The sequence below is a fragment of the Nostoc sp. genome (assembly GCF_036917635.1).
Taxonomy (GTDB): domain Bacteria; phylum Cyanobacteriota; class Cyanobacteriia; order Cyanobacteriales; family Nostocaceae; genus Nostoc.
In genome coordinates this window covers 23,171-48,256 of record NZ_JBALCW010000022.1, presented here as the reverse complement: position 1 = coordinate 48,256, position 25,086 = coordinate 23,171, and the positions used below count along the sequence as shown (strand labels likewise).

The 25,086-nt window shown below is 40.2% G+C and carries 28 protein-coding genes; 16 read left to right on the top strand and 12 right to left on the bottom strand.

Annotated elements, in window-relative coordinates; translation table 11 throughout:
- The first annotated feature begins 132 nt into the window (after positions 1-132).
- The 7 genes from ctaD to V7K32_RS07070 all read left to right on the top strand — a co-directional run bounded on the left by ctaD (position 133) and on the right by V7K32_RS07070 (position 5,384).
- Entirely contained in the window at positions 133-1,821 is a 1,689-nt protein-coding gene (ctaD, locus tag V7K32_RS07100) for a cytochrome c oxidase subunit I (RefSeq protein WP_334991598.1), read from the top strand.
- A gap of 239 nt (positions 1,822-2,060) precedes the next feature.
- Positions 2,061-2,660, top strand: a complete 600-nt coding sequence (locus V7K32_RS07095) for a cytochrome c oxidase subunit 3 (protein ID WP_334991596.1) — start codon at positions 2,061-2,063, stop codon at positions 2,658-2,660.
- A gap of 121 nt (positions 2,661-2,781) precedes the next feature.
- The gene (locus tag V7K32_RS07090; protein WP_334991594.1) at positions 2,782-3,267 is read left to right on the top strand and encodes a hypothetical protein; all 486 of its coding nucleotides are present in this window, start codon (positions 2,782-2,784) and stop codon (positions 3,265-3,267) included.
- 209 nt (positions 3,268-3,476) lie between these two features.
- Positions 3,477-4,088, top strand: coding sequence for a cupin (locus V7K32_RS07085; protein ID WP_334991592.1), 612 nt, complete (start codon positions 3,477-3,479; stop codon positions 4,086-4,088).
- Between the two features lie 69 nt (positions 4,089-4,157).
- The gene (locus tag V7K32_RS07080; RefSeq protein ID WP_334991590.1) at positions 4,158-4,652 is read left to right on the top strand and encodes an ArsC/Spx/MgsR family protein; all 495 of its coding nucleotides are present in this window, start codon (positions 4,158-4,160) and stop codon (positions 4,650-4,652) included.
- Positions 4,653-4,729: 77 nt separating this feature from the next.
- Positions 4,730-5,068 carry a hypothetical protein gene (locus V7K32_RS07075; RefSeq protein ID WP_334991589.1) on the top strand — a complete coding sequence of 113 codons (339 nt, stop codon included), beginning with the start codon at positions 4,730-4,732 and terminating at the stop codon, positions 5,066-5,068.
- A gap of 175 nt (positions 5,069-5,243) precedes the next feature.
- The gene (locus V7K32_RS07070; RefSeq protein ID WP_334991587.1) at positions 5,244-5,384 is read left to right on the top strand and encodes a hypothetical protein; all 141 of its coding nucleotides are present in this window, start codon (positions 5,244-5,246) and stop codon (positions 5,382-5,384) included.
- A 325-nt stretch (positions 5,385-5,709) separates the two neighbouring features.
- Here V7K32_RS07070 and cysK read toward each other — a convergent pair whose 3' ends face one another.
- Positions 5,710-6,669, bottom strand: coding sequence for a cysteine synthase A (gene cysK / locus V7K32_RS07065; protein WP_334991585.1), 960 nt, complete (start codon positions 6,667-6,669; stop codon positions 5,710-5,712).
- A gap of 1,014 nt (positions 6,670-7,683) precedes the next feature.
- Here cysK and V7K32_RS07060 point away from each other — a divergent pair.
- The 6 genes from V7K32_RS07060 (at position 7,684) to V7K32_RS07035 (ending at position 11,221) form a co-directional block, all read left to right on the top strand.
- Positions 7,684-8,106, top strand: a complete 423-nt coding sequence (locus V7K32_RS07060; RefSeq protein WP_334991584.1) for a hypothetical protein — start codon at positions 7,684-7,686, stop codon at positions 8,104-8,106.
- A 35-nt stretch (positions 8,107-8,141) separates the two neighbouring features.
- Positions 8,142-8,423 (top strand): hypothetical protein, encoded by a 282-nt coding sequence (locus V7K32_RS07055; protein WP_334991582.1) that lies wholly within the window; start codon positions 8,142-8,144, stop codon positions 8,421-8,423.
- A 2-nt stretch (positions 8,424-8,425) separates the two neighbouring features.
- Positions 8,426-8,737, top strand: a complete 312-nt coding sequence (locus tag V7K32_RS07050) for a hypothetical protein (protein ID WP_334991580.1) — start codon at positions 8,426-8,428, stop codon at positions 8,735-8,737.
- A gap of 614 nt (positions 8,738-9,351) precedes the next feature.
- Positions 9,352-9,714, top strand: coding sequence for a hypothetical protein (locus V7K32_RS07045; RefSeq protein WP_334991578.1), 363 nt, complete (start codon positions 9,352-9,354; stop codon positions 9,712-9,714).
- Positions 9,715-9,849: 135 nt separating this feature from the next.
- Positions 9,850-10,857 (top strand): LLM class flavin-dependent oxidoreductase, encoded by a 1,008-nt coding sequence (locus V7K32_RS07040; protein WP_334991576.1) that lies wholly within the window; start codon positions 9,850-9,852, stop codon positions 10,855-10,857.
- Positions 10,847-11,221, top strand: a complete 375-nt coding sequence (locus tag V7K32_RS07035; protein ID WP_334991574.1) for a hypothetical protein — start codon at positions 10,847-10,849, stop codon at positions 11,219-11,221. Before V7K32_RS07040 ends, V7K32_RS07035 begins: the two co-directional genes overlap by 11 nt.
- Before the next feature lie 223 nt (positions 11,222-11,444).
- Here the strand turns inward: V7K32_RS07035 and hypB are convergent, their stop codons facing one another.
- From hypB to V7K32_RS06980, 11 genes are all read right to left on the bottom strand, one after another.
- Positions 11,445-12,260: a hydrogenase nickel incorporation protein HypB gene (hypB, locus tag V7K32_RS07030; RefSeq protein WP_334991572.1), complete on the bottom strand. Its 816-nt coding sequence runs from the start codon at positions 12,258-12,260 to the stop codon at positions 11,445-11,447.
- A complete protein-coding gene (gene hypA / locus V7K32_RS07025) occupies positions 12,251-12,592 on the bottom strand; it encodes a hydrogenase maturation nickel metallochaperone HypA (protein ID WP_334991571.1) in 342 nt (113 codons plus the stop codon). Before hypA ends, hypB begins: the two co-directional genes overlap by 10 nt.
- Before the next feature lie 13 nt (positions 12,593-12,605).
- Positions 12,606-13,709: a hydrogenase expression/formation protein HypE gene (gene hypE, locus V7K32_RS07020; RefSeq protein WP_334991570.1), complete on the bottom strand. Its 1,104-nt coding sequence runs from the start codon at positions 13,707-13,709 to the stop codon at positions 12,606-12,608.
- 70 nt (positions 13,710-13,779) lie between these two features.
- The gene (gene hypD / locus V7K32_RS07015) at positions 13,780-14,958 is read right to left on the bottom strand and encodes a hydrogenase formation protein HypD (protein ID WP_334991568.1); all 1,179 of its coding nucleotides are present in this window, start codon (positions 14,956-14,958) and stop codon (positions 13,780-13,782) included.
- A 171-nt stretch (positions 14,959-15,129) separates the two neighbouring features.
- Positions 15,130-15,390: a HypC/HybG/HupF family hydrogenase formation chaperone gene (locus tag V7K32_RS07010; RefSeq protein ID WP_190940095.1), complete on the bottom strand. Its 261-nt coding sequence runs from the start codon at positions 15,388-15,390 to the stop codon at positions 15,130-15,132.
- A gap of 82 nt (positions 15,391-15,472) precedes the next feature.
- Positions 15,473-17,818: a carbamoyltransferase HypF gene (gene hypF, locus V7K32_RS07005; protein WP_334991566.1), complete on the bottom strand. Its 2,346-nt coding sequence runs from the start codon at positions 17,816-17,818 to the stop codon at positions 15,473-15,475.
- A 152-nt stretch (positions 17,819-17,970) separates the two neighbouring features.
- Entirely contained in the window at positions 17,971-19,185 is a 1,215-nt protein-coding gene (locus V7K32_RS07000) for a hypothetical protein (RefSeq protein WP_334991564.1), read from the bottom strand.
- Positions 19,186-19,747: 562 nt separating this feature from the next.
- Complete coding sequence (locus tag V7K32_RS06995; protein WP_334991562.1) at positions 19,748-20,593, bottom strand: NifU family protein; 846 nt, start codon at positions 20,591-20,593, stop codon at positions 19,748-19,750.
- Between the two features lie 56 nt (positions 20,594-20,649).
- Positions 20,650-20,874 (bottom strand): hypothetical protein, encoded by a 225-nt coding sequence (locus V7K32_RS06990; protein WP_334991560.1) that lies wholly within the window; start codon positions 20,872-20,874, stop codon positions 20,650-20,652.
- 8 nt (positions 20,875-20,882) lie between these two features.
- A complete protein-coding gene (locus tag V7K32_RS06985) occupies positions 20,883-21,149 on the bottom strand; it encodes a hypothetical protein (protein ID WP_334991558.1) in 267 nt (88 codons plus the stop codon).
- A 64-nt stretch (positions 21,150-21,213) separates the two neighbouring features.
- Entirely contained in the window at positions 21,214-22,188 is a 975-nt protein-coding gene (locus V7K32_RS06980) for a hypothetical protein (protein ID WP_334991656.1), read from the bottom strand.
- A gap of 423 nt (positions 22,189-22,611) precedes the next feature.
- Here V7K32_RS06980 and V7K32_RS06975 point away from each other — a divergent pair, with 423 nt between their 5' ends.
- From V7K32_RS06975 to V7K32_RS06965, 3 genes are all read left to right on the top strand, one after another.
- Positions 22,612-23,439, top strand: a complete 828-nt coding sequence (locus V7K32_RS06975; RefSeq protein WP_334991654.1) for an Rpn family recombination-promoting nuclease/putative transposase — start codon at positions 22,612-22,614, stop codon at positions 23,437-23,439.
- Between the two features lie 20 nt (positions 23,440-23,459).
- Positions 23,460-23,657, top strand: coding sequence for a hypothetical protein (locus tag V7K32_RS06970; RefSeq protein ID WP_334991556.1), 198 nt, complete (start codon positions 23,460-23,462; stop codon positions 23,655-23,657).
- 414 nt (positions 23,658-24,071) lie between these two features.
- Positions 24,072-25,034 (top strand): hydrogenase small subunit, encoded by a 963-nt coding sequence (locus V7K32_RS06965; protein ID WP_334991554.1) that lies wholly within the window; start codon positions 24,072-24,074, stop codon positions 25,032-25,034.
- Positions 25,035-25,086 lie beyond the last annotated feature (52 nt).

The following is a 25,086-nucleotide window of genomic DNA, read 5'->3' as shown; positions in this document are numbered from 1 at the left end:
CATTGGTCATTAGTCATTGGTCATTAGTTATTGGTAACTGACAAATGGCAACGGACAAATGACAACGGACAAAGGACAAAAGACAAAAGACAAAGGACAAATGACAAAGGACAAAAGACAAAGGACAAAAATATGACACAGGTAGAATTTCCTCGGAATACTCCACCAGAAGAAAAGAAACCGGAAATGGTGGCTGCCCATACCTCCCACTCGAAGGCGTGGAAATGGCAGGACTATTTTACATTTAATGTTGACCACAAGGTTATTGGTATCCAATACCTAGTAACGGCGTTTGTGTTCTATCTCATCGGCGGACTGATGGCTGTTGCTCTCCGTGTCGAATTAGCAACACCAGAATCAGACGTACTCGACCCCAATCTGTATAACGCTTTCATGACCAATCACGGGACGATTATGATCTTCCTGTGGATTGTTCCTAGCGCCATTGGGGGATTTGGTAACTATTTAGTGCCGTTGATGGTCGGTGCTAGGGATATGGCTTTCCCGAAGCTGAACGCGATCGCTTTTTGGTTAAATCCACCAGCAGGTGCGCTCATTTTAGGTAGTTTCATTTTTGGCGGTTCGCAATCTGGTTGGACAGCTTACCCACCGTTGAGTTTGGTAACAGCACCAATTGCTCAAACTATGTGGATACTTGCGATCGTCTTGGTGGGAACTTCTTCAATTTTGGGTTCACTGAACTTTGTGATTACCATTTTGATGATGAAGGTTCCTAGCATGAAATGGGATCAAGTTCCCCTATTTTGCTGGGCAATCTTAGCAACCTCCCTGCTGGCGCTTCTCTCCACACCTGTATTAGCAGCCGGTTTAATTCTGCTGTTGTTTGACCTCAACTTTGGCACCTCCTTCTTTAAACCAGATGCAGGTGGTAACGTTGTAATTTATCAACACTTATTCTGGTTTTATTCCCACCCGGCAGTATATTTAATGATTCTGCCGATCTTCGGCATCATGTCGGAGGTAATTCCAGTTCACGCCCGTAAGCCAATTTTTGGTTATAAAGCGATCGCTTATTCTAGTGTAGCCATCTGCGTTGTCGGTTTGTTCGTCTGGGTACACCACATGTTTACCAGTGGCACACCCGGTTGGATGCGGATGTTCTTCACTATCTCTACTCTTATAGTTGCAGTTCCCACTGGCGTAAAGATTTTTGCCTGGGTTGCTACCCTCTGGGGTGGTAAAATCCGCTTCACAGGTGCGATGCTTTTCGCTATTGGCTTGTTGTCTATGTTTGTCATGGGCGGCTTAAGTGGTGTGACGATGGGAACAGCCCCCTTTGATGTTCACGTCCACGACACATATTATGTAGTAGGACATTTCCATTACGTTCTGTTTGGCGGTTCCGTGTTTGGCATTTACGCCGGCATTTATCACTGGTTCCCCAAAATGACCGGACGAATGCTGAATGAAAGCTTGGCACGCATTCACTTTGCCCTTACCTTCATCGGTACCAATCTGACCTTTTTACCTATGCACGAGTTGGGTTTAAAAGGAATGCCCCGAAGAGTGGCAATGTATGACCCCCAATTTATCGACCTCAATCAAATTTGTACCTTTGGTTCATTTGTTTTGGCGATATCGGTAATTCCTTTCACCATCAACATGATCTACAGTTGGCTCAAAGGACCCTTGGCTGGTGATAATCCTTGGCAAGCTTTGACCTTAGAATGGACAACTAGCTCACCACCCGCAATTGAAAACTGGGAAGTATTGCCGGTTGTTACTCATGGCCCTTATGACTACGGTCATGGTCATAGTAATCAAATACAGCCATCTGCAACGCCGTCAGCTAGTGCTTAGTTAGTAGAGTAGCCCTTTCAAGGTGACTAGTAAAATCTCTTTTTTCTCTCAGCGCTCTCTGCGCCTCTGCGGTTCAAAAGTAATTTATTTAACCTTATTAGGCGCCGAGAAGACATTAAGAGATTAAAGATCGGTTAAACAAGGACTTTGGATGAAGAATGAAAATTTTACCGCTTCAGACTTCATTCTTCATTCAAGCTTCCACAACAGACGCAGCGCATAATATTGTCAAAAAATCTATGACTATAGCTACAACCACAAGCGAAAATCACAGTGCAGGACACGAAGAACATCCAGATTTAAGAGTTTGGGGATTGTTGACGTTCCTCGCTTCTGAATCCCTGATGTTTGGCGGATTTTTTGCCACTTATTTGTTTTTCCGAAGTACTACAGCAGTTTGGCCTCCAGAAGGAAGCGAAGTAGAACTACTCGTACCGACGATTAACACCATTATCCTAGTGTCTAGTAGTTTTGTGATTCACTTCGGTGATACAGCGATTAAAAAGAATAACGTCAAGGGAATGCAACTGTGGTACGCAATTACCGCAATCATGGGTGCAATTTTCTTGGGTGGTCAGGTTTATGAGTATTCAACATTAGGGTATGGACTGACTACCAACGTCTTCGCCAACTGCTTTTATATCATGACAGGATTCCACGGTTTGCACGTTTTTATAGGACTGTTATTGATATTACGTGCATTGTGGCGATCGCGTCTTCCCGGTGAATATTCTGCAACCAATCATACATTCATCGAAATGACAGAAATTTACTGGCACTTCGTAGACATTATTTGGATTGTTTTATTCACCTTGGTGTACGTTCTTACTTTGTTTTAACAAAAGTTAGGAGTGAGCAGTGAGAAGTGAGGAATTAAGAATTTATAACTTCTAACTCATAACTCCTAACCCCTAACTCATAACTCCTAACCCCTAACTCCTAACTATTGAGGAATTCATTATGCAAACCAATACAAATAACTTTTCATGGTTTCAGGTTCCAGAGGACATCAAAAATCTATTAATTTTAGCTGCACAAACCTGGGATAACACATCAGAATCAGAAAAATATATTCACCAAGCTTTAGCCAAAACTGGTGATAATACAGATGTCTTGGTAGCAGCGTATAGATTTTTCTATTATAAAAATAATTATTCTCTTGCATTACAAACAACAGTCAAATTATTAGATAAAATTAAAGAAATAGAAAACTTACCTGATGACTGGGAGCAACTTAAGCCGATATTAGTCAATCGCAAAGAAGACCCACAAATTCGATTGTACTTAAATGCTTATGCTGCTTCTGGATTGGTACTAGCAAACTTGGGAGCAATTGAGCAAGCAAAAGAAATCAGCACCAGAGTCAAACAGATAGACGAAAAGAATGATTTTGGTGCCGGAATTCTCCTGGATATTTTGACGCGTCCGGCAGAAGAAGATGATTAATTAGTCAACAATCAACCATCAAGGTGAACAATCATGAACAATTGGTTATCTACTACATCATATTCTTCCTACTCACTATTAGGAGCGGGTACTGATAGGAACTCTATCTTTCCTGCTGTCACTATACCTACTAAATTTAGTGTAGGTAATATTCCTAATGTCTCTCCGATCATTATCATCCAATCTTCTCAGCTATCAATTTAAAACTTATGAAAGGTAGGGATTGGCTGCTAACGGGAGACGGTCAGTATCAAGCCTGTCAAGCTGTGAGATCATGGGATTTATTGAGAGAAAATTACCGCCTTTATCGGTTTTTAACTGAAGTCGAAGATGTTCTCAATAGTGTGGATGATGAAACTAGTCGTCTACCAGAAATCCGAATGCTTGTAAGGCGCTTGATAGTAAATTCCTACTGGGTGCGAAGTCAATATTTAGAGCCTTCGCCCAAAACGGGAACCTCTGTTTTACTCCTATATGATGAATTGGGTTTTCCGTTGACAGTGCAAGTAGTAACATTTGCACCGGGAACCCGATCAACCATTCATAATCATGGGACGTGGGGAATAGTGGCGGTGTTAAAAGGTCAAGAAAAAAATACTTTTTGGCGACGCACTCCTAGCCCAGATTTTCAGGACAAAATTGAATCGACGGGAGAGATAACTCTATTTCCAGGGGATATTATTAGCTTCACTCCCGATGCAATTCACAGTGTAGAAGCAATGGGTGATGAACCAACTGTGACTTTTAACATCTACGGCGAAACTGATCCGAGTGAAAGATTTGAGTTTGACCCAGTTAAGTGTAGTGCTAAAAACTTTTAGCATTACGCGGTAGGGGCGCACATTTGGGCGCTCCTAAAAACGAATAGTATTCTACAGCGAGGTAGTTAAATGGCAAGAGTAATATTCTATAGCAAACCAGGCTGTAAAGGTGGTACTAAGCAAAAAGTTTTGCTAACAGCTGCCGGTCATGAGGTGATACCATGCAATCTGTTAACAGAAGCTTGGACAGTTGAGCGGTTGCGTTCATTTTTTGGCGATCGCCCTGTAGCCGAATGGTTTAATCTTTCCGCCCCCAAGCTAAAATCTGGTGAAGTAGTTCCTGAAAAAGTGGATGAACAAACCGCTTTGGCGCTGATGCTGAAAGAACCGTTGTTGATTCGCCGTCCTTTATTAGAAGTAGGCGATCGCCGCGAGGTAGGATTTGATGTCCAAAAGATCGATGCTTGGATTGGCTTACAAGCTGTGGATGAATCCTTGCAACAAATCAGCGATAATCTGATGCACGAGGATTTGCAAAACTGTTCCCACGGTAGCGATCATGGGCATCATCACCATAATCAGCAGGGTGAACAGCATCAAAAGCAAGGCAAGTGTAGTCATTAGATTTCTTGCAAAAATCCCTAATACCCCACCCCCAAACCCTAAGAGCTTTTCGGGAGGGGAGATAAAGCGTAGCTTTGGTGGGTGGGGTTTCGACTGACAATGCCATTGTTTTGACTGACAATGCCATTGTTTTGACTGACAATGCCATTGTTTTGACTGACAATGCCATTGTTTTGACTGACAATGCCATTGTTTTAACTGACAATGCCATTGTTTTGACTGACAATGCCATTGTTTTGACTGACAATGCGATCGTTTCGGCTTGCAAAAATCAACACACCCTTTTTTTACCAAGAAGGGAAAAAGGGGATTGGCATAAAATTTACTCCCTCATAATTTTTCAAAGATTTTCTAAGTTATTTTACTTAAAAAAATTTAACTTTATAGTTAATATTTTAATTTATTTACTTCAATAGATGATTTTTTATATAAGTGTATTATTTTATTTGTTAACAGATACATCAATGTAAACCAATAACCTATTATCATCCATCGGTTTAGATAGTATGGCTTAGGATAAGTAGGTAGGCACGATATAAACCAACTACACAATACGATCCCTTGGCACTATACCCGGTGCCGACTATTTAGATGGTAGGACAGCTAACGGCACGGTTGGGCTGGCTCCTGATTTCACTGGAGGATTTACAGGGGCTAGGTGGTCTATTACCCGTAGCATTGAGTCCTGTGCGGTACTGGGCTAACGATTTTACCACGATGCCGGTAGGCTGAGTTTTGCATGGTAATAAGCTAAACCACATCTAGTTTGCATAATCTGAAATTGTACATTTATTGTGGGGTGGGCGTCTCGCCCGCCCATGCAATTTTTATGTAGAACAGCTTACTATCAATTTTATCGGGTCTCTTCGGGTAGCCAAGCCAAAAGCGATCGCCTAATTAATTGCATCACTGTCTGTTCCTTGATGGGGACAAGATTAATAATCTTTCGTAAGTACCTGCGCTATTGGCAAAGCTAACAAGGACAAGCACCGAATGAAACGCTAGAGCTAAATGAGAGGGACAGGAGGTTTATTACTGCGTTGTCCCTCTTGTCTCTTTAACGGACGCCAGCAGTTTCTAAAGATAAATCTTGAAACATCGGTGTGCTGAGGTAACGTTCGCCAAAGGAAGGCTGAATCATCACGATTAAACGTCCGGCATTTTCTGGACGTTTACCTACTTGGATTGCAGCACACAAAGCTGCACCAGAGGATATCCCAGATAATAAGCCTTCTTCTTTTGCCAAACGCCGCCCATAAGCTATAGCTTGTTCATCGCTGACTCTAATTACTTCATCAACCAATTCTAGACGGAGAACATCGGGGATAAATCCCGCCCCAATCCCTTGAATTTTGTGTGGACCAGCTTCACCACCTGAGAGAACTGGGCTGTTGCTGGGTTCAACTGCGATCGCTTTAAAAGTCGGCTTGCGCTGTTTGAGTACTTCTGCAATCCCAGTAATCGTCCCACCAGTACCTACCCCAGCAATGACGATATCCACTTCTCCGTCTGTATCTGCCCAAATTTCTTCGGCGGTAGTTTCTTGGTGAACTTTAGGATTGGCTAGGTTGCGGAACTGTTGCAGCATAAAAGCATCGTTTGTATTAGCCACAATTTCTTCGGCTTTGCGAATTGCTCCCCGCATTCCTTCAGCCCCTGGTGTCAACTCCAAAGAAGCACCATAAGCCCTGAGCATAGCCCGTCGTTCTTGGCTCATCGTCTCTGGCATTGTCAAAATCAAACGGTAGCCACGCGCGGCTGCTACCATCGCTAGAGCAATTCCTGTATTACCAGAGGTAGGCTCAACTAAAATCGTCTTTCCAGGGGAAATCGAACCAGCAGCTTCTGCTGAGAGTACCATACTTAACCCAATCCGGTCTTTCACCGAAGCCGCCGGGTTCATCCCTTCTAATTTGACAACTATCCTTGCTACTACTCCCTCAGCTTGAGGAATCTTGTTCAGTTGAACTAAAGGAGTTCGTCCAATCAGTTCTGTTATGTCTTGAGCAATCCGCATTATTTAACTCCTAAAATTCTAAATCTTAGTACAGAGTATTTACTTATAACAATAAGCTTTTGTGTATTTAATTTGCAGTTTCGTCTTAATGAGTGCATATACTATGTATTCTAACTCAACCACAAAATATGAAAGTTTAGGAAGAACCTTTATCAGATGTTGCCATTGATTCTCTACTTTAGCAGAGGGCTAGCTTGCCACACTTGTATTTTACCATTTTGAATTGCTGACTATTGCTTCTTAGGCAGAATTCTGTATATATGCATAATCTTTAGCATTTTTTTCAATATCTTCTATTTGTTATAAAAAGATAATTTACTTTCCAAATATTTAATTGTTTTTCCTAATTTATTAGTCTATCTTTATCAAAAGACATTGATATTCTCTTTTGAGTGCAATTTTTGTCTGCACAAATTTGCATCAAAAAGAGTCCTTAATCATTGCCTACACTGCTTTTAGCTTGAGTACAGAAATACCAGAACCCCAGCTCGTAAGCACTAGAACCCCGTCCCAAAAACACTAGCACCCATACCCCAATAAAATTTTGTAAAGCTTATCAGGTATGAATTACAAGCTTTGAGTACTATTCTAATGAATTTAATAATCTTAACGGGGCTAGGGTAAACTGTTTTGTGGAGAGCGACTGATATAAATCGTATAGGATTTACGCAGAGATTCCCCTCTACCCCCCAACATTCCTGAGCGAAAGCTTAGTGAACTAGGGGGGACTTCTTAATCTCTCTTTTGAGTGGAAGATGAAATCACATTCTTTGAATCTGAGGGCGTTATTTCTGGCTGATTAATCCTACGTTTTGTGACAAATTTGGTAACTTTTCAGTGTTCAGTAGCCAGTGGTAATTATAAATAGCTGACAACTAATGATTGAAAAAATTATCGATTACACGTATTTTAATATCAAACCTGTTTGAAAAGTAGAAATATATAGCTACTTAAAATAAACAGCAAAAGATATTTTCTTGCTGAGTGCATACTACCTAGCAAGGGAGAGCCAAGATGAAAGCCAAACTTTTAAATCTTCTCACAGTTTGCGTAGTTACCTTAGTAGTGCTTTCTCCAGGAGTAGTAGTATTTGGCATAGTTTGGGAGCGACATTTGGAGTTAGTAAAATCCCAGAATTTAGCCTGCGAAGTCAACAAGACTAGTAGAGATGCTCCTATCTTGGCTCCCCGGACAGAGGGTACACATTCCCCTCAGACTAGCATCCAATCCTCTGCTCGTAATGTGATTCATCAAATGCTGACTGTTGCTGAACAATATAAATTTGCCACGATCTTACAATGGTTCTTCTTGCTAACCCCTATTTGTGTTGGGTTAGGGATTCTTTTTTACGACAGATATCTTGTTCATCGTGCAGCTGTTTTAAAAGAACAAGTTGAAATGTTGGAAAGGCTGTGGCAGCACAGTATGGAACAGTAACTAATTCACCACTCACTAAAATCAAGAAGCTTACTATGTCAGAACAACGCCAACAACAGTATTTTAACCTAATTGATGAACTACTGAAATGCCCTAATGGTCAAGAACCAGAACTTTTGGAAAGTAAACCAGAATTGATTGATTCTGGGTTTGTAGAAACAATGTTACAAGTAGCAACTATGTTTGCCCATGAAGGCAATCAAGATGGTGCTAAGTTCTTATTTTTTGTAGCGCGTGAGCTAGCTAAAGAATTGGGTTTATACCCGGAAGTTTCCAATCCTGAAGTTGCCAACCCTGAAGCCGCAAATAAGGAGTAAAAATGCTGTTGACTTCAACGGATGCAGGGCAAATAGCTTTAGAACTGCTGATGGCAGATTGGAATATTTTAGAAGAGAATCGGGACTGGTTTACAATCTTTAACTCTCGCCTGATTGGCGAGAGTTGGTACACTGTGGAATTAGGTGTCGAAGGATTTCCTGATAGATGGTTTATTCAAGTATATGACAATGGAGTGTGCGATCCAAACTACACATTTATATCGCCAATCCGTGGTTATGAAGGATTTACGGACTTTGGAAATGTGCCGGATATTGTAGCAGAAGTCTTAGTTTGCGAACGCAATGCTCGATAATAATTAAAAACCCAAAATTTAGAATTCAATATTAAAATGTGCTATTGAAATACATTTTATTTGAATTCATAATTTTTGATATTAGAGTCTTTGGGTGCATCTTACCTTTGCAAATATCCCTGCCGATAAAATCTTTGTTTGGTGTTGCTTTCCCGCCCTGCAATAAATTGCGGGCTAATAGCTAAAGTGCGTTTCAACGCACTAAACTTAAATAAATTAACATTGATTTGGACTGATGAGTTAGATTCTCTATTAATTCGCCAACAGTCTTATTATATTCGTCAAGGCTAGGAGTATTAAAATCAATACTTTGATAAAGAGCTTTTGGTACATACCTCGTCCCTTATCGGCGAAAAAAACTAATGATGTCAGGCTAATTAAAACCACATCCCTTGCGATGCCCTGAGCAAGCCCTTGGCTGGGCGTGGTTTCTCTTAGACTAATGACTCTGGCCTTGCGGTTTGATATTTAAATATAAAAATGCTTTAGGCAAATCTGAGGTAATACTAAACAATGTATGCCTCTTTTTTTTGTAATATTTAATATTTTATTTAAGCCTGTTAGGCTATTTTGTCATATTTTATTGATAAAATTATGTTATATTAAATAGCGTGATGGGCGCTACAGAAACATCAGTTACAATGATTGCTGAAGATATCTTAGCCAAAGAATTCACAAGAGTCCTCAACGACTACTATCCAAAAGTTGGAGAATTACTAGACGGGTGTTATGTGAAAGTCATCACCTGTTTTTGGGGACGACCTGCTAGACGCTTGCAATATATAGGAATTTATTGCTCTGACGAAATGATTTCCTATGTGCAAGCCCACAAAGAAATACTCAGAGAAGTAGCAGACAACATGGGCTTAATGCAGGTAGTCTGCATGAATGCCAAGCGATTGTTGCGCGATCCTATGTCGAAGGTCAAACACAATAACCCACGTCTATGGTTGGAGTTGCAGTGGGTTGCAAATTAGTCTTTGATCGGATTAATGGAGAGGAGTAAATATGTTTGTAGTGAGGACTTTAGTCCGCAAATATTTAAGCAATTTAGTGCTTACTACGAACCTATCAAGTACTAGAATAGCCAGCACAAAGTATTAACGCAAGTAATGAAAACTGGAATTTTCTGCAATTACGATAATCATCACCAAGATGCTCATCGTGCCATCTTTGAGCAAGTCACGCTAGTAAAACAGGCTGAAAGTTTAGGTTTTGAGTCAGCCTGGGTGAGTGAGCATCATTTTAGTGAATCCAATCTCAGCCCCTCCATGCTGCTGTTAATGGCACACTTGGCAGGGCTGACTTCAACTATTCAATTAGGCACTGCGGCGGTGTTACTGCCATTCCATAACCCGATTCGGGTAGCGGAAGATATCGCCACTCTGGATAACCTGTGCAATGGACGATTATTATTTGGGATTGCCAAAGGCGGTCCATTCCCTCAACAAAACAAGCATTTTGCGACACTCCCAAGTGAATCCCGTCCCAAGATGCTAGAGGCGATCGCACTGATTCATAAGCTGTTATATGAAACTGATGTATCATTTAATGGCGAGTATTTTCAATGCGATCGCTTAACAATTTACCCAAAACCATTGCAGAGTCAAATACCAGTGTATGTTGCCACTGGCGGTGATGATGGTATCGAGTTTGCTGCGAAACATTCCTTTAGCTTGATGGGTGGGCCGCCATTCTCCCTACAAAGATTGAAGGATACTGTTGCTAAATATCGAGCCTTAAATTCTAGTGGTGCGGAAAACTTCGTGTTGGCACGCTTTTTTTATGTTGGCAAAACATTTGATGAGGCTGTGAGTGAAGCGTTACCTTTCGTTCGCCAATTTAGCCAGAAAATGAAAGCTAATTCCGCCCAATTATTGCAGAATAGTGCGAATCCCAACCAAAAACCATTCGATCGCACAAACATTTGTTTCGACGAAGATTATTTGATTGAAAACTCAATTATCGGTGATGTGGAGACTTGTCGAGACAAAATCAAGAAATTTCAGGACGAATTAAATTTAGGTACGTTAGCACTCAAACCCTCATCTTCGGATATGCAAAAAAACTTGGAGAGTTTGACGCGCTACAACCAAGAGGTGCGAAATTATGTCTTCTAAACTATACCTGCTTCCTCCCGATGATTTACCTCCCACTGAGGTAACGAAACAGGATGGAATGCTGCAAATGGAGCTAGAACAGTCTACAGCTAGATGCTTTTATCAAGCTTGCGATCGCATTACGCGAGTCTTGTTGTCTAATTGTCAGTGGTATGTCACAACAAATGCTACTATTCTAACATTAATTATTGACTGCCCTGACTTAGTAGCTTACTGGCATATAGTCAGCAATATTACCCAGTTGGGTAATAAGTTAGAACGGTTTGCTAGCAATGGTAAAATCCGCGTTTATCCGCCATTTGGCAAGGGGATGCCGTTTGAAATCAGCGTAAATGAAATATCTGCTTATCGAGATTGGCTTTGAGGTAAATAGAAACTGGGAATCACACGAAATATAGCTGTCTTCCACCCTGTACCCCTAAAGTGCAGGGTGTTGCAATTTTTATTTCTTCTTCAATAAACCTAGTTCCAGTTTTTATTAACCTAGAGAGGGATTTTGTAAATCGGTGGCTTAATTTTGTGATGATAGGTTTGAATTTAAACGCAGAGGTACGCAAGGGAAAGCGCAGAGGGGCGCTGAGTTTTTGTTATAACAATATTGTTAGCCACGCATACCAATTTTCTAAGCCAGCACCAGTAGTTGCAGAAACCTGAAAAATCTGAATTTTCGGATTTACTTTACTAGCATATTCTATGCACTTTTGCAGATCAAAATCTATATAAGGTAACAAATCGATTTTCGTGAGAATCATTACATCACTAGCACGGAATATATGCGGGTATTTTATCGGCTTATCTTCTCCTTCTGTGACGGAGAGAATCACTACTTTTGAATTTTCTCCTAAATCAAATAAGGCTGGACAAACCAAATTTCCGACGTTTTCAATCATCACAACTGAATTCAGGGGCGGATTCAGTTGTTGTAAACCCCTGTCTATCATTGAGGCATCTAAATGACAGCCTGTTCCGGTGTTGATTTGGATGACTTTAGAACCTGTCTCTTTAATTTTTTTGGCATCGTTAGCAGTTTCTTGGTCGCCTTCAATTACGCTAATAGATAATTGATGTTTTAAATCATTAATCGTTCGCGTTAAAAGAGTTGTTTTACCAGCACCGGGAGAACTCATTAAATTTAAGGCGAGAATATTTCGACCTTTAAACCATCCCCGATTTTGGGCAGCTATTAAGTTATTTTTTGCTAATATATTTTGTTCTAAAGATATCGTTGTATTATGTATTTTGGCATGAATTTGAAATGCTTCTATATGAGTATCATGACTGTGAGAATGAGTGATGACCGTACCATTAGGTAAAGTATGATGATGGTTAGATTCAGCTTCGCCTATTTCTAGATTGGTAATTTTGGCTTCGCTATCATCAGAACAACCGCAGATTACACACATAATTCCTCTATTTCTATTTCTTTAATTTTCAGTTCTTCACCAGTAATTAAATCTAATTGCCCGCTACCGCAGTTACAGATACCAAATGGTTTATCTAAATAAATTTCTGCACCGCATTGGCGACATCGCCCTAATCCAGGGATTTCTAAAATTTCTAATGTCGCCCCTTCTAAAACTGTACCTTGAGTGCAAATATCAAAACAAAATCGGATTGCATCGGGCATAATGGCTGAAAGTTTGCCAATTTCTAATAAAACTCTCTGGACTTTTGCGCCTTTGGCGTGTTCAGTCACAATTGCCACAATATTTTGGGTTATTCCAAGTTCGTGCATACTATAAAATTTATTAACAAATTCGCGGTAATTGGTCGCCTACCAACATATCAACAATCCTTTCAGCACCAAAAACTGTTTTTAATAATACGATACCTGGGGGTGAATGTATAACTTCGCCAATAATACAAGCATCTTTGCCTGCTGGGTGTAACTTCATAGCTGATAAAACAGTTTCTGCATATTTAGCTGCTACTAATACAACTAACTTACCTTCATTAGCTAAATACAACGGGTCTAAACCAAGAATTTCGCAAACTCCATTGACTTCTTCCCGCACTGGAATAGATTCTTCAAAGAGACGAATTCCCACATTTGAACTGAGAGCAAATTCATTTAATACTGTCGCTAAACCACCGCGTGTAGCATCTCGCATGGCATGAACTTGGGGACATACATGGAGAATAGTTTCTACTAAACTATACAATGCCTGACAATCACTTTCAATATTAGTGTCTAAGGCTAATTCCCCACGGGCAATTAAAATTGCTGCCCCATGATTGCCTATTTCACCATTAATTATTACGACATCTCCCGGTTGAATGTTCTGGGCAGAAATACTAATTCCTCGCGGGATAATACCAATACCGGCAGTATTAATAAAGAGTTTATCCGCAGCACCGCGATGTACAACTTTTGTGTCACCAGTCACAATTTGAACACCAGCTTTTTTTGCGGCTGTTTTCATGCTGGCTGCGACTCGCCGCAAGGTTTCGACAGGTAATCCTTCTTCTAAAATAACGCTACAAGTTAAATATAAAGGTTTAGCACCACTGACAGCTAAATCATTAACTGTGCCGTTTATAGCTAATTCTCCTATATCACTTCCGGGGAAAAATAACGGGTCTACAACATAAGAATCTGTTGTAAATGCGAGTCTGTCTCCTTGTTGAAGGAGAGGGGTTAGGTTGAAGCTGGCTTGGTCTTCTAGTTGTGAGAGAATTGGGTTATCAAAATTGCTGAGAAAGATATCGTTTATTAAATCACGCATGGCTTTACCACCGCTACCATGTGCGAGAGTTATATGAGTGTCTTGCACTTTATTTTGGCGACGGTGGATTTGTTCAATTTTTTTAAATAGGGGATTTTGTATTGAGTTTTGAGGGGAAGTATTCATATTAATTTTTTTTAAACGCAAAGGAACGCAGAGGGAAGCGCAAAGGTACGCAGAGTATTTATGAGATGTATTAGTCTGAGGAGAAGCCGCAGGCGGGGAGAGGTTCTTGAGTTATTTTTGGTTTTTGGGTGATTGTTCTTTTGGCAATGGTGGAGAGTCGTCCATATTTGTAATAGGCTGCACAAGCGCCTTCGGAAGATACCATGCAAGTACCGATTGGTGTTTCTGGTGTGCAAGCTGTACCGAATACTTTGCACTCCCAAGGTTTTAAGACTCCTTTGAGAATTTCTCCACATTTACAAGCTTTATGGTCGGCTATTTTGAGATTAGGAATGGTAAATTTAAGTTCGGCATCAAATTGGGCATATTCAGGTTGAATTTTTAATCCTGAATAGGGGATGTCACCTAAGCCGCGCCAATCAAAACTATCTCGTACTGCGAAAACTTTATTTATGGCTTGCAGGGCTACTGTATTTCCGCTTTTTTCTACAATTCGGTTATATTGATTTTCAACTTGACAACGATTTTCTACTAACTGTTGCAATAGCATCCAAATTGATTGGAGAATATCTAAGGGTTCAAATCCTGAGACGACAATTGGCTTATTATATTGTTGGGAAATAAATTGATATGGGTCTGTGCCAATTACCATACTGACATGACCAGGGCCAACAAATCCATCGAGTTGTAAGTCGGGATTATCTAATAGGGCTTTGAGGGCAGGAATCACGAGGACGTGATTGGAAAACATACTAAAGTTAGGAATTCTTTCGGCTGCTGCTTGGAGAATGGTGAAGGCGGTGCTGGGGGCTGTGGTTTCAAAGCCTAATGCGAAGAAGACTACTTCTTTGTCGGGGTTATCTTTGGCAATTTGCAGACTATCTAGAGGAGAGTACACCATACGGATGTCTGCACCTTGCGCCCTGGCTTGCAGTAAGGTGGTTTTGGAACCGGGAACTCGCATGGCATCGCCAAAGGTGGCAAAAATGACGTTATGATTTTGAGAGATTGCGATCGCATCATCTAATCTCCCTTTTGGCATAACGCATACTGGACAACCAGGCCCATGAATTAGTTCAATGGTTTGGGGTAAAATTTCTTCGATTCCGTATTTAAATATGGAATGGGTATGTCCGCCGCATACTTCCATGATTTTGATGGGTTTTTCTAGCTGGCGGCATAATTTGGCGATTTCACGGCGGATGGCTTCTGCTTTTTCTGGTTCGCGGAATTCGTCAACATATTTCATAAGGATTGGGGAATAGTTAATTTCGCTTTTGTGGTAAGGAGTTTTTTTTAACGAACCGCAATCGCGCAGCGTCTCGTTAGAGAAGGACGCAAAGGAAGGAAGAAAGGAAGAAAGAAAGGAAGGCGTGAGTTTTAAACTCTTTCTCTGCGCCCTCTGCGCCTCTGCGGTTCGTTAAGTACTAATCCCTGCTTGCGCTGCTGCTAATTCTTGGAATAGTTGTAATGTTTCTGCTGCTTCTTGTTCGTTAATTCGATTCATAGCAAAGCCAACATGGACTAACACCCAATCGCCAATACAAGCTTCGGGGGGATGTTGTTCATCTACGATACAAGCAATATTTACTTCACGCTTAACACCACCAATATTAACTAGGGCTAATTTATGGTTAACGTTGGTAATTTCTATAATTTGTCCGGGGATTCCTAAACACATTTTTTTATTTTTTAAGATAAACTAACCGCAGAGGCACGGAGAACACAGAGAAAATTAGTTGTGAGAGAAAGTTTGTCAAATATCAAGACTCATGTATTAATTGTGCGGCTGCAATAACTGCTTGTCCTAAAGATAATCCGCCGTCATTCGCTGGAACTAAGCTGTGAGTAAGTACTTTTATTTCCAATGTTTGTAATCCTTTGGTAACTTGCTCTAACAATATACGATTTTGAAATACTCCTCCTGTTAGGGCTACCTGAGAAATCAGATTTTTTTGAGAAAGATGTTTAACCATTTGCACAATTGCATTCGCTAAACCTTTGTGAAATTTGGCAGCCATAACTGGTTGAGAAATCTGCTGCTGTAAGTCATCAAGCAAGGCTTGCCACATTGGAAGCGTATCTATATAATAAATCCTATCTGAAAAGCTAAAACTAAAAGGATAGATTAGCGTTTCTTCATGATTATTTAAGCTGCTAACATCTACTATAGCTTCCATTGCGATCGCAGCTTGTCCTTCATAGCTACATTCATCTCTATAAATACCGATAGCCGCAGCCACTGCATCGAACAACCGCCCCACGGAAGATGCTGGAGGAGAGTTAATTCTTTTCTCAATAAGTTGATTGAGTAGTTTAAGTGGCTTGTTATCTAAAAATTTTACAATTTCTAAATTAGCATACTGTTCTTGGCAATCATTCCAAAGGTTAGCAGCTATTAATTGGGCGTAGCTATTACGCCAAGGCTGATAAATTGCTTGTTCCCCACCAATCATTGCTACTGGTTTAAATGTTGCTAATCGCTGAAATTTCCGATAATCTGCTAAAAGAAATTCTCCGCCCCAGAGTGTACCATCATCACCGTAACCTAAACCATCTAAAGCGATACCTAATACCGGAGGCGAATCTAAAGGAATCCCATTTTCTGCCATGCAAGCGGCGATATGGGCGTGATGATGTTGGATTTGATGAATTTTGATTTGATTTGTATTTGCAAGTTGTTTACCAAGTTTGCTTGATAGATACTCAGGATGTTTATCAATGGCGATTACTTCTGGTTTATGCTGAAATAAATTTAAGTATAAATTTAAAGTTTCTTCGTAAGCATTGAAAGCCGCAACATTTTCTAAATCTCCCAGATGTTGAGAGATAATGGCTTCTCCTTCACGCAATAAGCAAAAGGTATTTTTTAACTCACTACCCATTGCTAAAATTTGCGGTACATTGTCAAATCCTGATGGTAAACTAATTGGTGTGGGTGCATATCCTCTGGCACGGCGAATTGTTTGGACTTTATCGCCGATAACTCTTACTACCGAATCATCTACCCGATTAATAATCTCTCGATTGTGAAAAAGAAAATAATCAGTAATTGTCCCTAATTTTTCTCTTGCTTCGTCATTATCAATACATTGTGGTTCATCGGCAATATTGCCACTTGTTAAAACAATTGGGCGATTCATCCGCCGCAAAATTAAATGATGTAAGGGCGTATAAGGTAGCATGAAACCAAGTGTATTTTGCCCCGATGCTATCGATGGTGCTACTTTTTTACCTGTCGCTTGTAGTAAAACAATTGGTGCAGCAGAACTTGTCAATAATTCTTTTTCTTTGGCGTTGACACTGCAATATTGTTCAATTATCTCAATATCTCGCGCCATTAAAGCAAAGGGTTTCTGATAGCGCTTTTTGCGCTGACGCAGTTTTTGTACAGCAGTTTCCTGAGTTGCATCGCAAGCGAGATGAATACCACCTAAGCCCTTAATTGCGACAATCTCACCCTTTTGCAACAAAGTACAAACAGCATCGACATCATCCAACATGGAGAACATAGAAGCAGTAACCGATTTCCCATCAGCGCGTTCTAACCAAGCTGAAGGTCCGCAAGCATGACAAGCTACAGGTTGGGCGTGAAAACGGCGGTTTTCGACATCGTGGTATTCCTTTGCACATTCTGGACACATAGCAAACGCAGACATACTGGTATTGCATCTGTCATAAGGAATCCCACGAATAATACTTAAGCGGGGGCCGCAATTAGTACAGTTAGTAAAGGGATAGCGATAAAAGCGGCTAAAAGGGTCGAATATTTCTTGTTGACATTGCAAACAAATGGCTGCGTCAGGGGTAATTTCTGTTTTAATGGCATTACTAACACTAGTAGAAATCACAAAATTATCAAATTTAAATTCACCTTTATAAGGAGTTCTAATTAATTGATTAATTTTTGCCAACGGTGGACATTCTGTTTGCAATCTGGCAACAAATTCTGTTAATGCTTCCTCACTACCAGATACCAGAATTAATACACCTTCACCATCATTACAAACATCTCCACGCAAACCGCAGGCTTTAGCAAGACGATAGACAGTAGGGCGAAATCCTACTCCCTGAACAGTACCGCTAACTCTAATTTCTTCAGTCGCCATACAAATCTAATACCATTTGTTTGTGAGGCTGCGCCAAACTTTCTTTCTTTCTTTGGGTCCTTTGCGCCCTTTGCGGTTCGTTTTTATTTCTTATACTTCAGTCCTAATATGGTTTAGCGCATCTTCATACATAAATTGTATAACTTTCAAAATTACGAATTATTAAATTGCCACAGCAATATTCGGTTATTTCCAGAATCAGCAATGACTGCTGTTTTGCCACAAATTTTTATGCCGTAACACCAATTTAAGCTATCTCGTTTTGGCAGTCCAAAATTACGATTTTCACCTTTACTTTGAAAATTTATTTGTCCTGCTAACCCATCTGCCGCCGCACCTTGCAGTGATAAAATTGATTCTGACTTTCTCCATCCTAACAAACGAGAATTAGCAGTATCTGCAACTACTAACCAATCGTCAGCCACCCCCACACCATAAGGCATACTCAAACTACTAGCACTAGGATAATAAACTCCTTGATTCATTTCCACAAAATCAAAGCTTTTTTGTCCTAAGACTACTGCACAAGGAGTATTATTTTCTGTGGGTATTCCCTGCCAAATCATTACCCGGTGATTACCTGCATCGCTGACAACCAAATTGTCTCCCCAAAAAGTGATATCGTGACACCAACGCATACTCGCTGCGGTTGCAGAACCACCGCCGTTTTCATTGCGAGATATCATATCCGGTTGTCCCAAAACTAAATCAGCGGCTTGACCATTTTCTGTTGGTAATTGATGCCAAATTAATACTCTTCGATTACCAGTATCAGAAATAAATAGCCGTCCTTGATGATAAAAAACACCATAAGGCCAGTGCATTGTACTAGCAGATGCTGCTTGATTTCGTCGATTTGGTTCATTATCGGTAAAATTAACTTGTCCTAACACCAAATCGGCTGGAACATTGTTATCTTCTGGTAATTTTTTCCAAATCAAAACCCGATGATTCCAAGCATCTGCTACAGCTAATCCTTCGCCGCAACCACAAATCCCTGTTGGTACACTTAAAGTTGCCCTTCCCGGTGTACTTTTAGCATTTTGTCCTTCATGATAAAAGTCAGGTTGTCCAATTACCCAATCAGCAGGTTGACTATCTCTGGTGGGTAAATTCTGCCATCCTAATAATCGATGATGTCCTGTATCTGATACCCATAAAGGGCCTGTTTCTGATAAGAAACAAGCAGCACGAGGCCCGAACATTGTTGTGGGACTGGGTACTACAGGTATTACTAATTGCTGTGGTTCAATAATATTACCTAAAATTACCTCTACACCTTGAGGTGATAGAGGCAAATCTTGAGAAATTTCTGTTGCTTCTAGCGGTAATTGTGATGTTGGATTAATTTTGATTGGGATATCCATGAAGCGCAGATAGACGCTGATAATTATTTAAAATCATTAATGTTAATTAGCATGTAACAACAGTCACAATTTGACATTATGTTTTTTTCCATAAAACCTTTAAAAAACTTCCCTATTAATCAATCTTAAAAATTCCTGGAAAACATTCAGTTACTTGTGCTACATAACGATATTTGTAATGAGTGCGCGATATACTGAAATGAGAAAGCAATCAAACATTTTGAGAAAGCGATATGCCTTTTTACTTGCGGAAAACACCAAAAGAAATACGCGATATACTGAAAAAAGAAAGCAATATCCCTTTTTGCTTGCGGAAAACACCCAAATTAGAAAGCAATATGCCATTTTGACAAAGCAATCAGTTATTTTGCTTTCTCAAAACACTAAAATGAACAACTAAATTACACAAATGAGAAGTAATTTAGGTCTATTGATAAAGCAATCTGCCTTTTTGCTTGGACAAAACACTAAAATCAATGCGCGAACTACTTAAATAAAAAAGCAAAATAGCCCTGATTTCCTAATCGCCGAGTATATTTGCTGAGATGTTATTTTTCCATGCTCATTTTTGCAGTTTCACAAAAACCCTCTCGTCTTTAATCTTGACTAAATACGACTGAAGCGAAATATCAGGTGCTGTTAAACATTTACCTGTCTCTAAACTGTATTGAAATCCGTGGGAAGGACAGGTAATAATACCATTTTCAACTTTACCTTTTTCTAAGGGAGATCCTAGATGACTGCAAGCATTACGGTAACATGTTACCGTAACACCTTGACGATATAAAATTAGTGAAGTACCAGCAAATTGTACTACCAATACATTAAATTCAGGAAGTTGATCAATAGTTGCTACTTTGATCCAAGTAGAAGTTATTTTAGAAGAGAATGGGCTGATTAAACCAGAATTTGCGTTGTTAACAGTAAGGTTGTTAGTGACTGCAACTATTTTGGTAATTTCTGGACAATGGTTTTTGATTGCCTGTTCTACTCCTTGAGATAAAGTCAAAGTAGAAGCTGGACAACTGCTGCAAGTTCCGATTAATCTGACTTCTACTGTATCTGGTGGCTTAATTGCTACTAGTTCTACATCCCCATTATGGCTTTTTAAAACTGGGCGAACTTCTTCAATGGCTGTCTGAATGCGCTGTGCTAATGGTGGTTTTGGTGGTTTAACTAGTTCGTGATAAAGCAGCACTGCATACACTACTTCATCAGCAACAGCATGACGCAAAGCTGACATTGATTCTTGTTTTAGGCTTTTAATCAAATTAGTCAATGCAGCTTTATGCAAAGCCTCAATTGCCCTTTTCAGACCTACTGCTACACACCGTTGGCTTTCATCCCACTCGGATATAATCGCCTCAAAGCGGTTAATTTCCTGAACTAATTCTTCAAGGTTTGTCATTAGTCATTAGGCATTAGTTATTAGTCATTAGTCATTGGTTATTCATCAATGACAAATCACTTCATTTTGAAGTCTTTGAGGAGAAATGGCATAATCATGCCTGTTATTAAGCTAGATAATATTATTGGTAAGTAGAAGGGAATTGGGGCTTGTGCGAGTAATACTAGCAGTAAGAAACCCATAGCAATACCAATACTAGTTTGCTTGACAAAATATACTGGATCGCGTAGTAGCTTTCCTTTAAAAAATAACTTGGCTGAAAACCATCCTATCTCTAACATGTTGTCTCCTAATAATTTGCCAATAAATTTAAAGCAGCAAGCCCTAAGATGATGGCAGGAATTACACCCGCAGGGGCAAATAATGCACCAAGCATTGCTGAAAACTGATAACCTATATCTTTACCAGCTAACAGCATTCCGCCAATTGCACCGCCGAGCATAGACAAAACTGCTGCTATAATTAGCCACACAAATTCTGTTGCTATGTTCAAGTCGCCATCTGCTAAACTTGTGATAAAATCTATAACGTTTGAGTAGGTAAAAATATCTCTCATGCTGTTTTGTCCTGATTGTTAGGAATTAGGGGAGTGGGGAGATGAGGGAGAAAGAATAACTAACCTATTGCCTATTCCCTATTTCTGCTTCTACATCTTGTAGGGCTTGGGCGACTACCTCTGCTTGGGCAATTTGTTGATATTTCGTAAATATTTCTAAAGCGTCTTGATAGTAGATCCGCGCTTGCAATAGATTGTTGGGATTACCAGCTTCTGGTTTTTCCTGGTTGTCTGGTAAGTTGAATAAGGCGTTGGCTTTGTTAGAAATTGTGTTAGCGTACTCTAGGGGTGTATCTTTGGCGTTACGCATTTTTAACGCTTCGTCATAAGCTGCGATCGCTCTTAAGTTATTCTCTACAGGATGGGAACTGACTAAATATTGCAAAGCGTTACCCAAATTATTTTGCAACATCGCATATTCTCTAGGATGTTCAATCAAATTAATATGCTTTAATGCTACCTCAAATGATTGCACAGCTAAACCTTGACGCAAGTATTCCCGTTCTGATGCTAAGGGCATAGAAAGGTAAGCGATCGCAATATTGTTATACAAAATCGCGTATTCTTGGGGGTAATCTTCCCAAGTAAACACCCGCAACGCCTCATGATAAGCCTGGATGCTGTCGGTTATCCGCGCCAAATTGAACGGTACTAACGACTGCAACACCAGCCCAAAATTCATCTGCGTCTCTGCAACTTCCTCAGGCGTTGCTAATTGTTGTAAAATCGGTAACGCCTCTTCATAACCGACTTTCGCTTGCAACAACAGTTGGTAATCAGCATCCGGTATTGCCTGTAACGTCCCCGCCATGCCCACTTGGGCCCTAGCTTTCAGTAGGGGGTACTCCTCACCACATATTTCATAAGCCCGGTAATATAACCCAACTGCATTTCGCAAGTCTTGGGCAGTTTTGGGCTTTTTTTGAAAACCCTGTGCTATATCGAGCAGCATTTGGATTTTTTCCTCTGCTGTGGCTGACTCCGATGCAACAGCTGCTAAAGCAGCCTTCACTGCTGAATCTGTAATGCTGGGGATCATAACTCTGCCGTACTCTAGCCTATTGGGAATTGAGTCTGTCAACACCCATGAATGATTAAGACACGCTTGATGTGTCTAATCACGGGCCATACTGATTTACGCAGGCTTCGAGTCCTTTAGGCGGAATTCCCCTTTTTTGTCTGAGACTAGGGGTTAAGGAAGAGTTTTCCCAGTACCCAATCCCTAGTCCCCAATCCCTAAAATATAAAACACCCTATTTCTAAAATTCTAGGGGGAAATTGCTAATATTAATGTCAGCTTTAAACACCTAATATTTTTAAAATACTTTTTGTATCATCACTTGACACAATCTAAATATTCTTTATTGAATTGTTGACATACATAATATTTAGTGTATTCCAAATAGTCGCCACGCGATCGCTGAAGTGTAAAATACGTTCATTAACGGTAAAACAAGCACCCTTGAAAACAGACAGTATCTTTTATCGCATCTTTCAGAGTATCCCTAGCACTTTCTTTGAACTGATTAACCAACCGCCCCAGCTAGCTAGTGCTTACCAATTTTCTTCAGTCGAAGTCAAACAACTAGCGTTTAGAATCGATGGTGTGTTCCTCCCAAATGCACCAGAATTACCTATTTATTTTGCTGAAGTCCAATTTCAACCAGACAAAAAATTATACTCACGTTTATTTACCGAAATCTTTAACTATCTTGACAAAACCGAATTAACCAACAATTGGCGTGGTGTTGTCATCTTCCCCAACCGCAGCGTTGATACTGGAGATACCGAAAGATATACAGAATTACTCAACTCACAACGAGTAACTCGCGTCTATCTTGACGAATTAAGCTCAATTGGGGCATCATCAATCGGCATAGAGACAGTTAAACTGATCATCGAACCCGAATCAACTGCGACAACAAAAGCTATAGAGATAGTAAATATTGCCCGACAGCAAATTCCAGATGTCGCTACTATTAGGGAAATTATACAATTGATAGAGACGATATTAATCTACAAGTTGCCGCGATTGAGTCAGGAGGAGATAGGGAAAATGTTTGGAGCAAATGAGTTAAAGCAAACTAGATTTTACCAAGATGTTTTTGCAGAAGGTAAACAAGAAGGTAAACAAGAAGGTAAACAAGAAGGTAAACAAGAAGGCAGACAGGAAGCTAAGTTAGAAACGATACCCCAGTTATTAGGGTTGGGTTTAAGTATTGAGCAGATAGCTCAAGTGTTAGGTTTGGACGAACAACTTGTTAGGCAAGCTGCACAACCAAAATCCTAAAACAGGGGGAGATGGGAACAATGTTTGGATCAAATGAGTTAAAGCAAACTAGATTTTACCAAGATGTTTTTGCAGAAGGTAAACAAGAAGGGATACAAGAAGCTAAGTTAGAAGTGATACCCCAATTATTAGAATTGGGTTTAAATATTCAGCAGATAGCTCAAGGCTTAGGCTTGGACGAACAAGTTGTTAGGCAAGCTGGACAACCAAAATCCTAAAAAGCCAAACCTAACCCCCCTGCCCCCTTCCCTACTAGGGAAGGGGGAGAATTCTAAGCCTCTGCCCTAGAAAGGGAGAGGAATGAAAGTGAGGCTTGCAGATACTGTGAAAAGTCAGATATTCTTGCACGGATTAAAAGTTGGTAGTAATTGTTATTAATAATTCCAGGATTTTAATTTTAATATTTTTTATTAATTAAATATTTAAGTTTGTTACAAAAATAACAGACATAATCATTTAAAATAATCTTGATGGCAACTCTGTTATTGTTAATGATTAATTCTTTTTTAATGAAAGGAAATTAAATAAAAAAATATCTTAAGATTAAAAAATAAATATTGATAAACAGGTGAGACTTTACAAGCATTATCACCTACATCATGGATGGGAAACAATAGAAAAACGCATAGCTGATGACTAATGTACTATGGCTGCAAGGTGGTGCTTGTTCAGGCAACACCATGTCATTTCTCAACGCCGAAGAACCGACAGTCTGCGATTTAATTGCCGACTTTGGCATCAAGTTACTTTGGCATCCATCCTTGGGAGTGGAACTAGGGAACAACTTACAAACACTGCTGCTAGATTGTATTTCTGGCACAATTCCCCTAGATATCTTGGTATTTGAAGGCAGTGTTGTTAACGCCCCCAATGGCACCGGCGAATGGAATCGGTTTGCCGATCGCGCCATGAAAGATTGGTTAAAAGACCTTGCCAAAGTTGCTAAATTTATCGTCGCCGTGGGAGATTGTGCCACATGGGGAGGAATCCCCGCCATGTCACCCAACCCCAGCGAATCGGAAGGTTTGCAATTTCTCAAGCGTCAAGAAGGCGGTTTTTTAGGGAAAGATTTCGTATCACAAGCGGGATTACCTGTAATTAATATACCTGGATGTCCCGCCCATCCTGATTGGATAACGCAGATATTAGTAGCGATCGCTACTGGACGCATAGCAGACATTGCTTTCGATGAACTAAATCGTCCCCAAACCTTCTTCAACACCTACACCCAAACAGGTTGTACGCGCAACGTCCACTTTGCCTACAAAGCCTCAACCGCCGAATTTGGACAGCGTAAAGGATGCCTATTTTATGACTTGGGTTGTCGCGGCCCCATGACTCATTCTTCCTGCAACCGCATCTTATGGAACCGCGTCTCATCCAAAACCCGCGCCGGAATGCCTTGTTTAGGTTGCACAGAACCAGAATTTCCCTTCTTTGACCTCAAACCAGGAACCGTATTTAAAACCCAAACAGTCATGGGAGTTCCCAAAGAATTACCGCCGGGTGTGAACAAAAAAGACTACGCCTTACTGACAATGGTCGCCAAAGATGCAGCACCACCTTGGGCAGAAGAAGACTTTTTTACTGTTTAGTCATTAGTCATTAGTCCTTTATCATTTGTGATTAGACATTTCCGAAATATGA

What these genes read in the sequence shown, in the direction of transcription:
- V7K32_RS06995 (WP_334991562.1), bottom strand. Translation starts at nt 20,593, where the DNA reads ATGACAAACCTTGAAGAATTAGTTCAGGAAATTAACCGCTTTGAGGCG.
- hypD (WP_334991568.1), bottom strand. Translation starts at nt 14,958, where the DNA reads ATGAAATATGTTGACGAATTCCGCGAACCAGAAAAAGCAGAAGCCATC.
- V7K32_RS07050 (WP_334991580.1), top strand. Translation starts at nt 8,426, where the DNA reads ATGCTGTTGACTTCAACGGATGCAGGGCAAATAGCTTTAGAACTGCTG.
- V7K32_RS07070 (WP_334991587.1), top strand. Translation starts at nt 5,244, where the DNA reads ATGGTAGGACAGCTAACGGCACGGTTGGGCTGGCTCCTGATTTCACTG.
- hypF (WP_334991566.1), bottom strand. Translation starts at nt 17,818, where the DNA reads ATGGCGACTGAAGAAATTAGAGTTAGCGGTACTGTTCAGGGAGTAGGA.
- ctaD (WP_334991598.1), top strand. Translation starts at nt 133, where the DNA reads ATGACACAGGTAGAATTTCCTCGGAATACTCCACCAGAAGAAAAGAAA.
- V7K32_RS07040 (WP_334991576.1), top strand. Translation starts at nt 9,850, where the DNA reads ATGAAAACTGGAATTTTCTGCAATTACGATAATCATCACCAAGATGCT.
- V7K32_RS06990 (WP_334991560.1), bottom strand. Translation starts at nt 20,874, where the DNA reads ATGTTAGAGATAGGATGGTTTTCAGCCAAGTTATTTTTTAAAGGAAAG.
- V7K32_RS07095 (WP_334991596.1), top strand. Translation starts at nt 2,061, where the DNA reads ATGACTATAGCTACAACCACAAGCGAAAATCACAGTGCAGGACACGAA.
- cysK (WP_334991585.1), bottom strand. Translation starts at nt 6,669, where the DNA reads ATGCGGATTGCTCAAGACATAACAGAACTGATTGGACGAACTCCTTTA.
- V7K32_RS07080 (WP_334991590.1), top strand. Translation starts at nt 4,158, where the DNA reads ATGGCAAGAGTAATATTCTATAGCAAACCAGGCTGTAAAGGTGGTACT.
- V7K32_RS06985 (WP_334991558.1), bottom strand. Translation starts at nt 21,149, where the DNA reads ATGAGAGATATTTTTACCTACTCAAACGTTATAGATTTTATCACAAGT.
- V7K32_RS07045 (WP_334991578.1), top strand. Translation starts at nt 9,352, where the DNA reads ATGGGCGCTACAGAAACATCAGTTACAATGATTGCTGAAGATATCTTA.
- V7K32_RS07055 (WP_334991582.1), top strand. Translation starts at nt 8,142, where the DNA reads ATGTCAGAACAACGCCAACAACAGTATTTTAACCTAATTGATGAACTA.
- hypB (WP_334991572.1), bottom strand. Translation starts at nt 12,260, where the DNA reads ATGTGTGTAATCTGCGGTTGTTCTGATGATAGCGAAGCCAAAATTACC.
- V7K32_RS07010 (WP_190940095.1), bottom strand. Translation starts at nt 15,390, where the DNA reads ATGTGTTTAGGAATCCCCGGACAAATTATAGAAATTACCAACGTTAAC.
- V7K32_RS06980 (WP_334991656.1), bottom strand. Translation starts at nt 22,188, where the DNA reads ATGATCCCCAGCATTACAGATTCAGCAGTGAAGGCTGCTTTAGCAGCT.
- V7K32_RS07060 (WP_334991584.1), top strand. Translation starts at nt 7,684, where the DNA reads ATGAAAGCCAAACTTTTAAATCTTCTCACAGTTTGCGTAGTTACCTTA.
- hypE (WP_334991570.1), bottom strand. Translation starts at nt 13,709, where the DNA reads ATGAATACTTCCCCTCAAAACTCAATACAAAATCCCCTATTTAAAAAA.
- hypA (WP_334991571.1), bottom strand. Translation starts at nt 12,592, where the DNA reads ATGCACGAACTTGGAATAACCCAAAATATTGTGGCAATTGTGACTGAA.
- V7K32_RS07000 (WP_334991564.1), bottom strand. Translation starts at nt 19,185, where the DNA reads ATGGATATCCCAATCAAAATTAATCCAACATCACAATTACCGCTAGAA.
- V7K32_RS06965 (WP_334991554.1), top strand. Translation starts at nt 24,072, where the DNA reads ATGACTAATGTACTATGGCTGCAAGGTGGTGCTTGTTCAGGCAACACC.
- V7K32_RS07090 (WP_334991594.1), top strand. Translation starts at nt 2,782, where the DNA reads ATGCAAACCAATACAAATAACTTTTCATGGTTTCAGGTTCCAGAGGAC.
- V7K32_RS07085 (WP_334991592.1), top strand. Translation starts at nt 3,477, where the DNA reads ATGAAAGGTAGGGATTGGCTGCTAACGGGAGACGGTCAGTATCAAGCC.
- V7K32_RS07035 (WP_334991574.1), top strand. Translation starts at nt 10,847, where the DNA reads ATGTCTTCTAAACTATACCTGCTTCCTCCCGATGATTTACCTCCCACT.
- V7K32_RS06970 (WP_334991556.1), top strand. Translation starts at nt 23,460, where the DNA reads ATGTTTGGATCAAATGAGTTAAAGCAAACTAGATTTTACCAAGATGTT.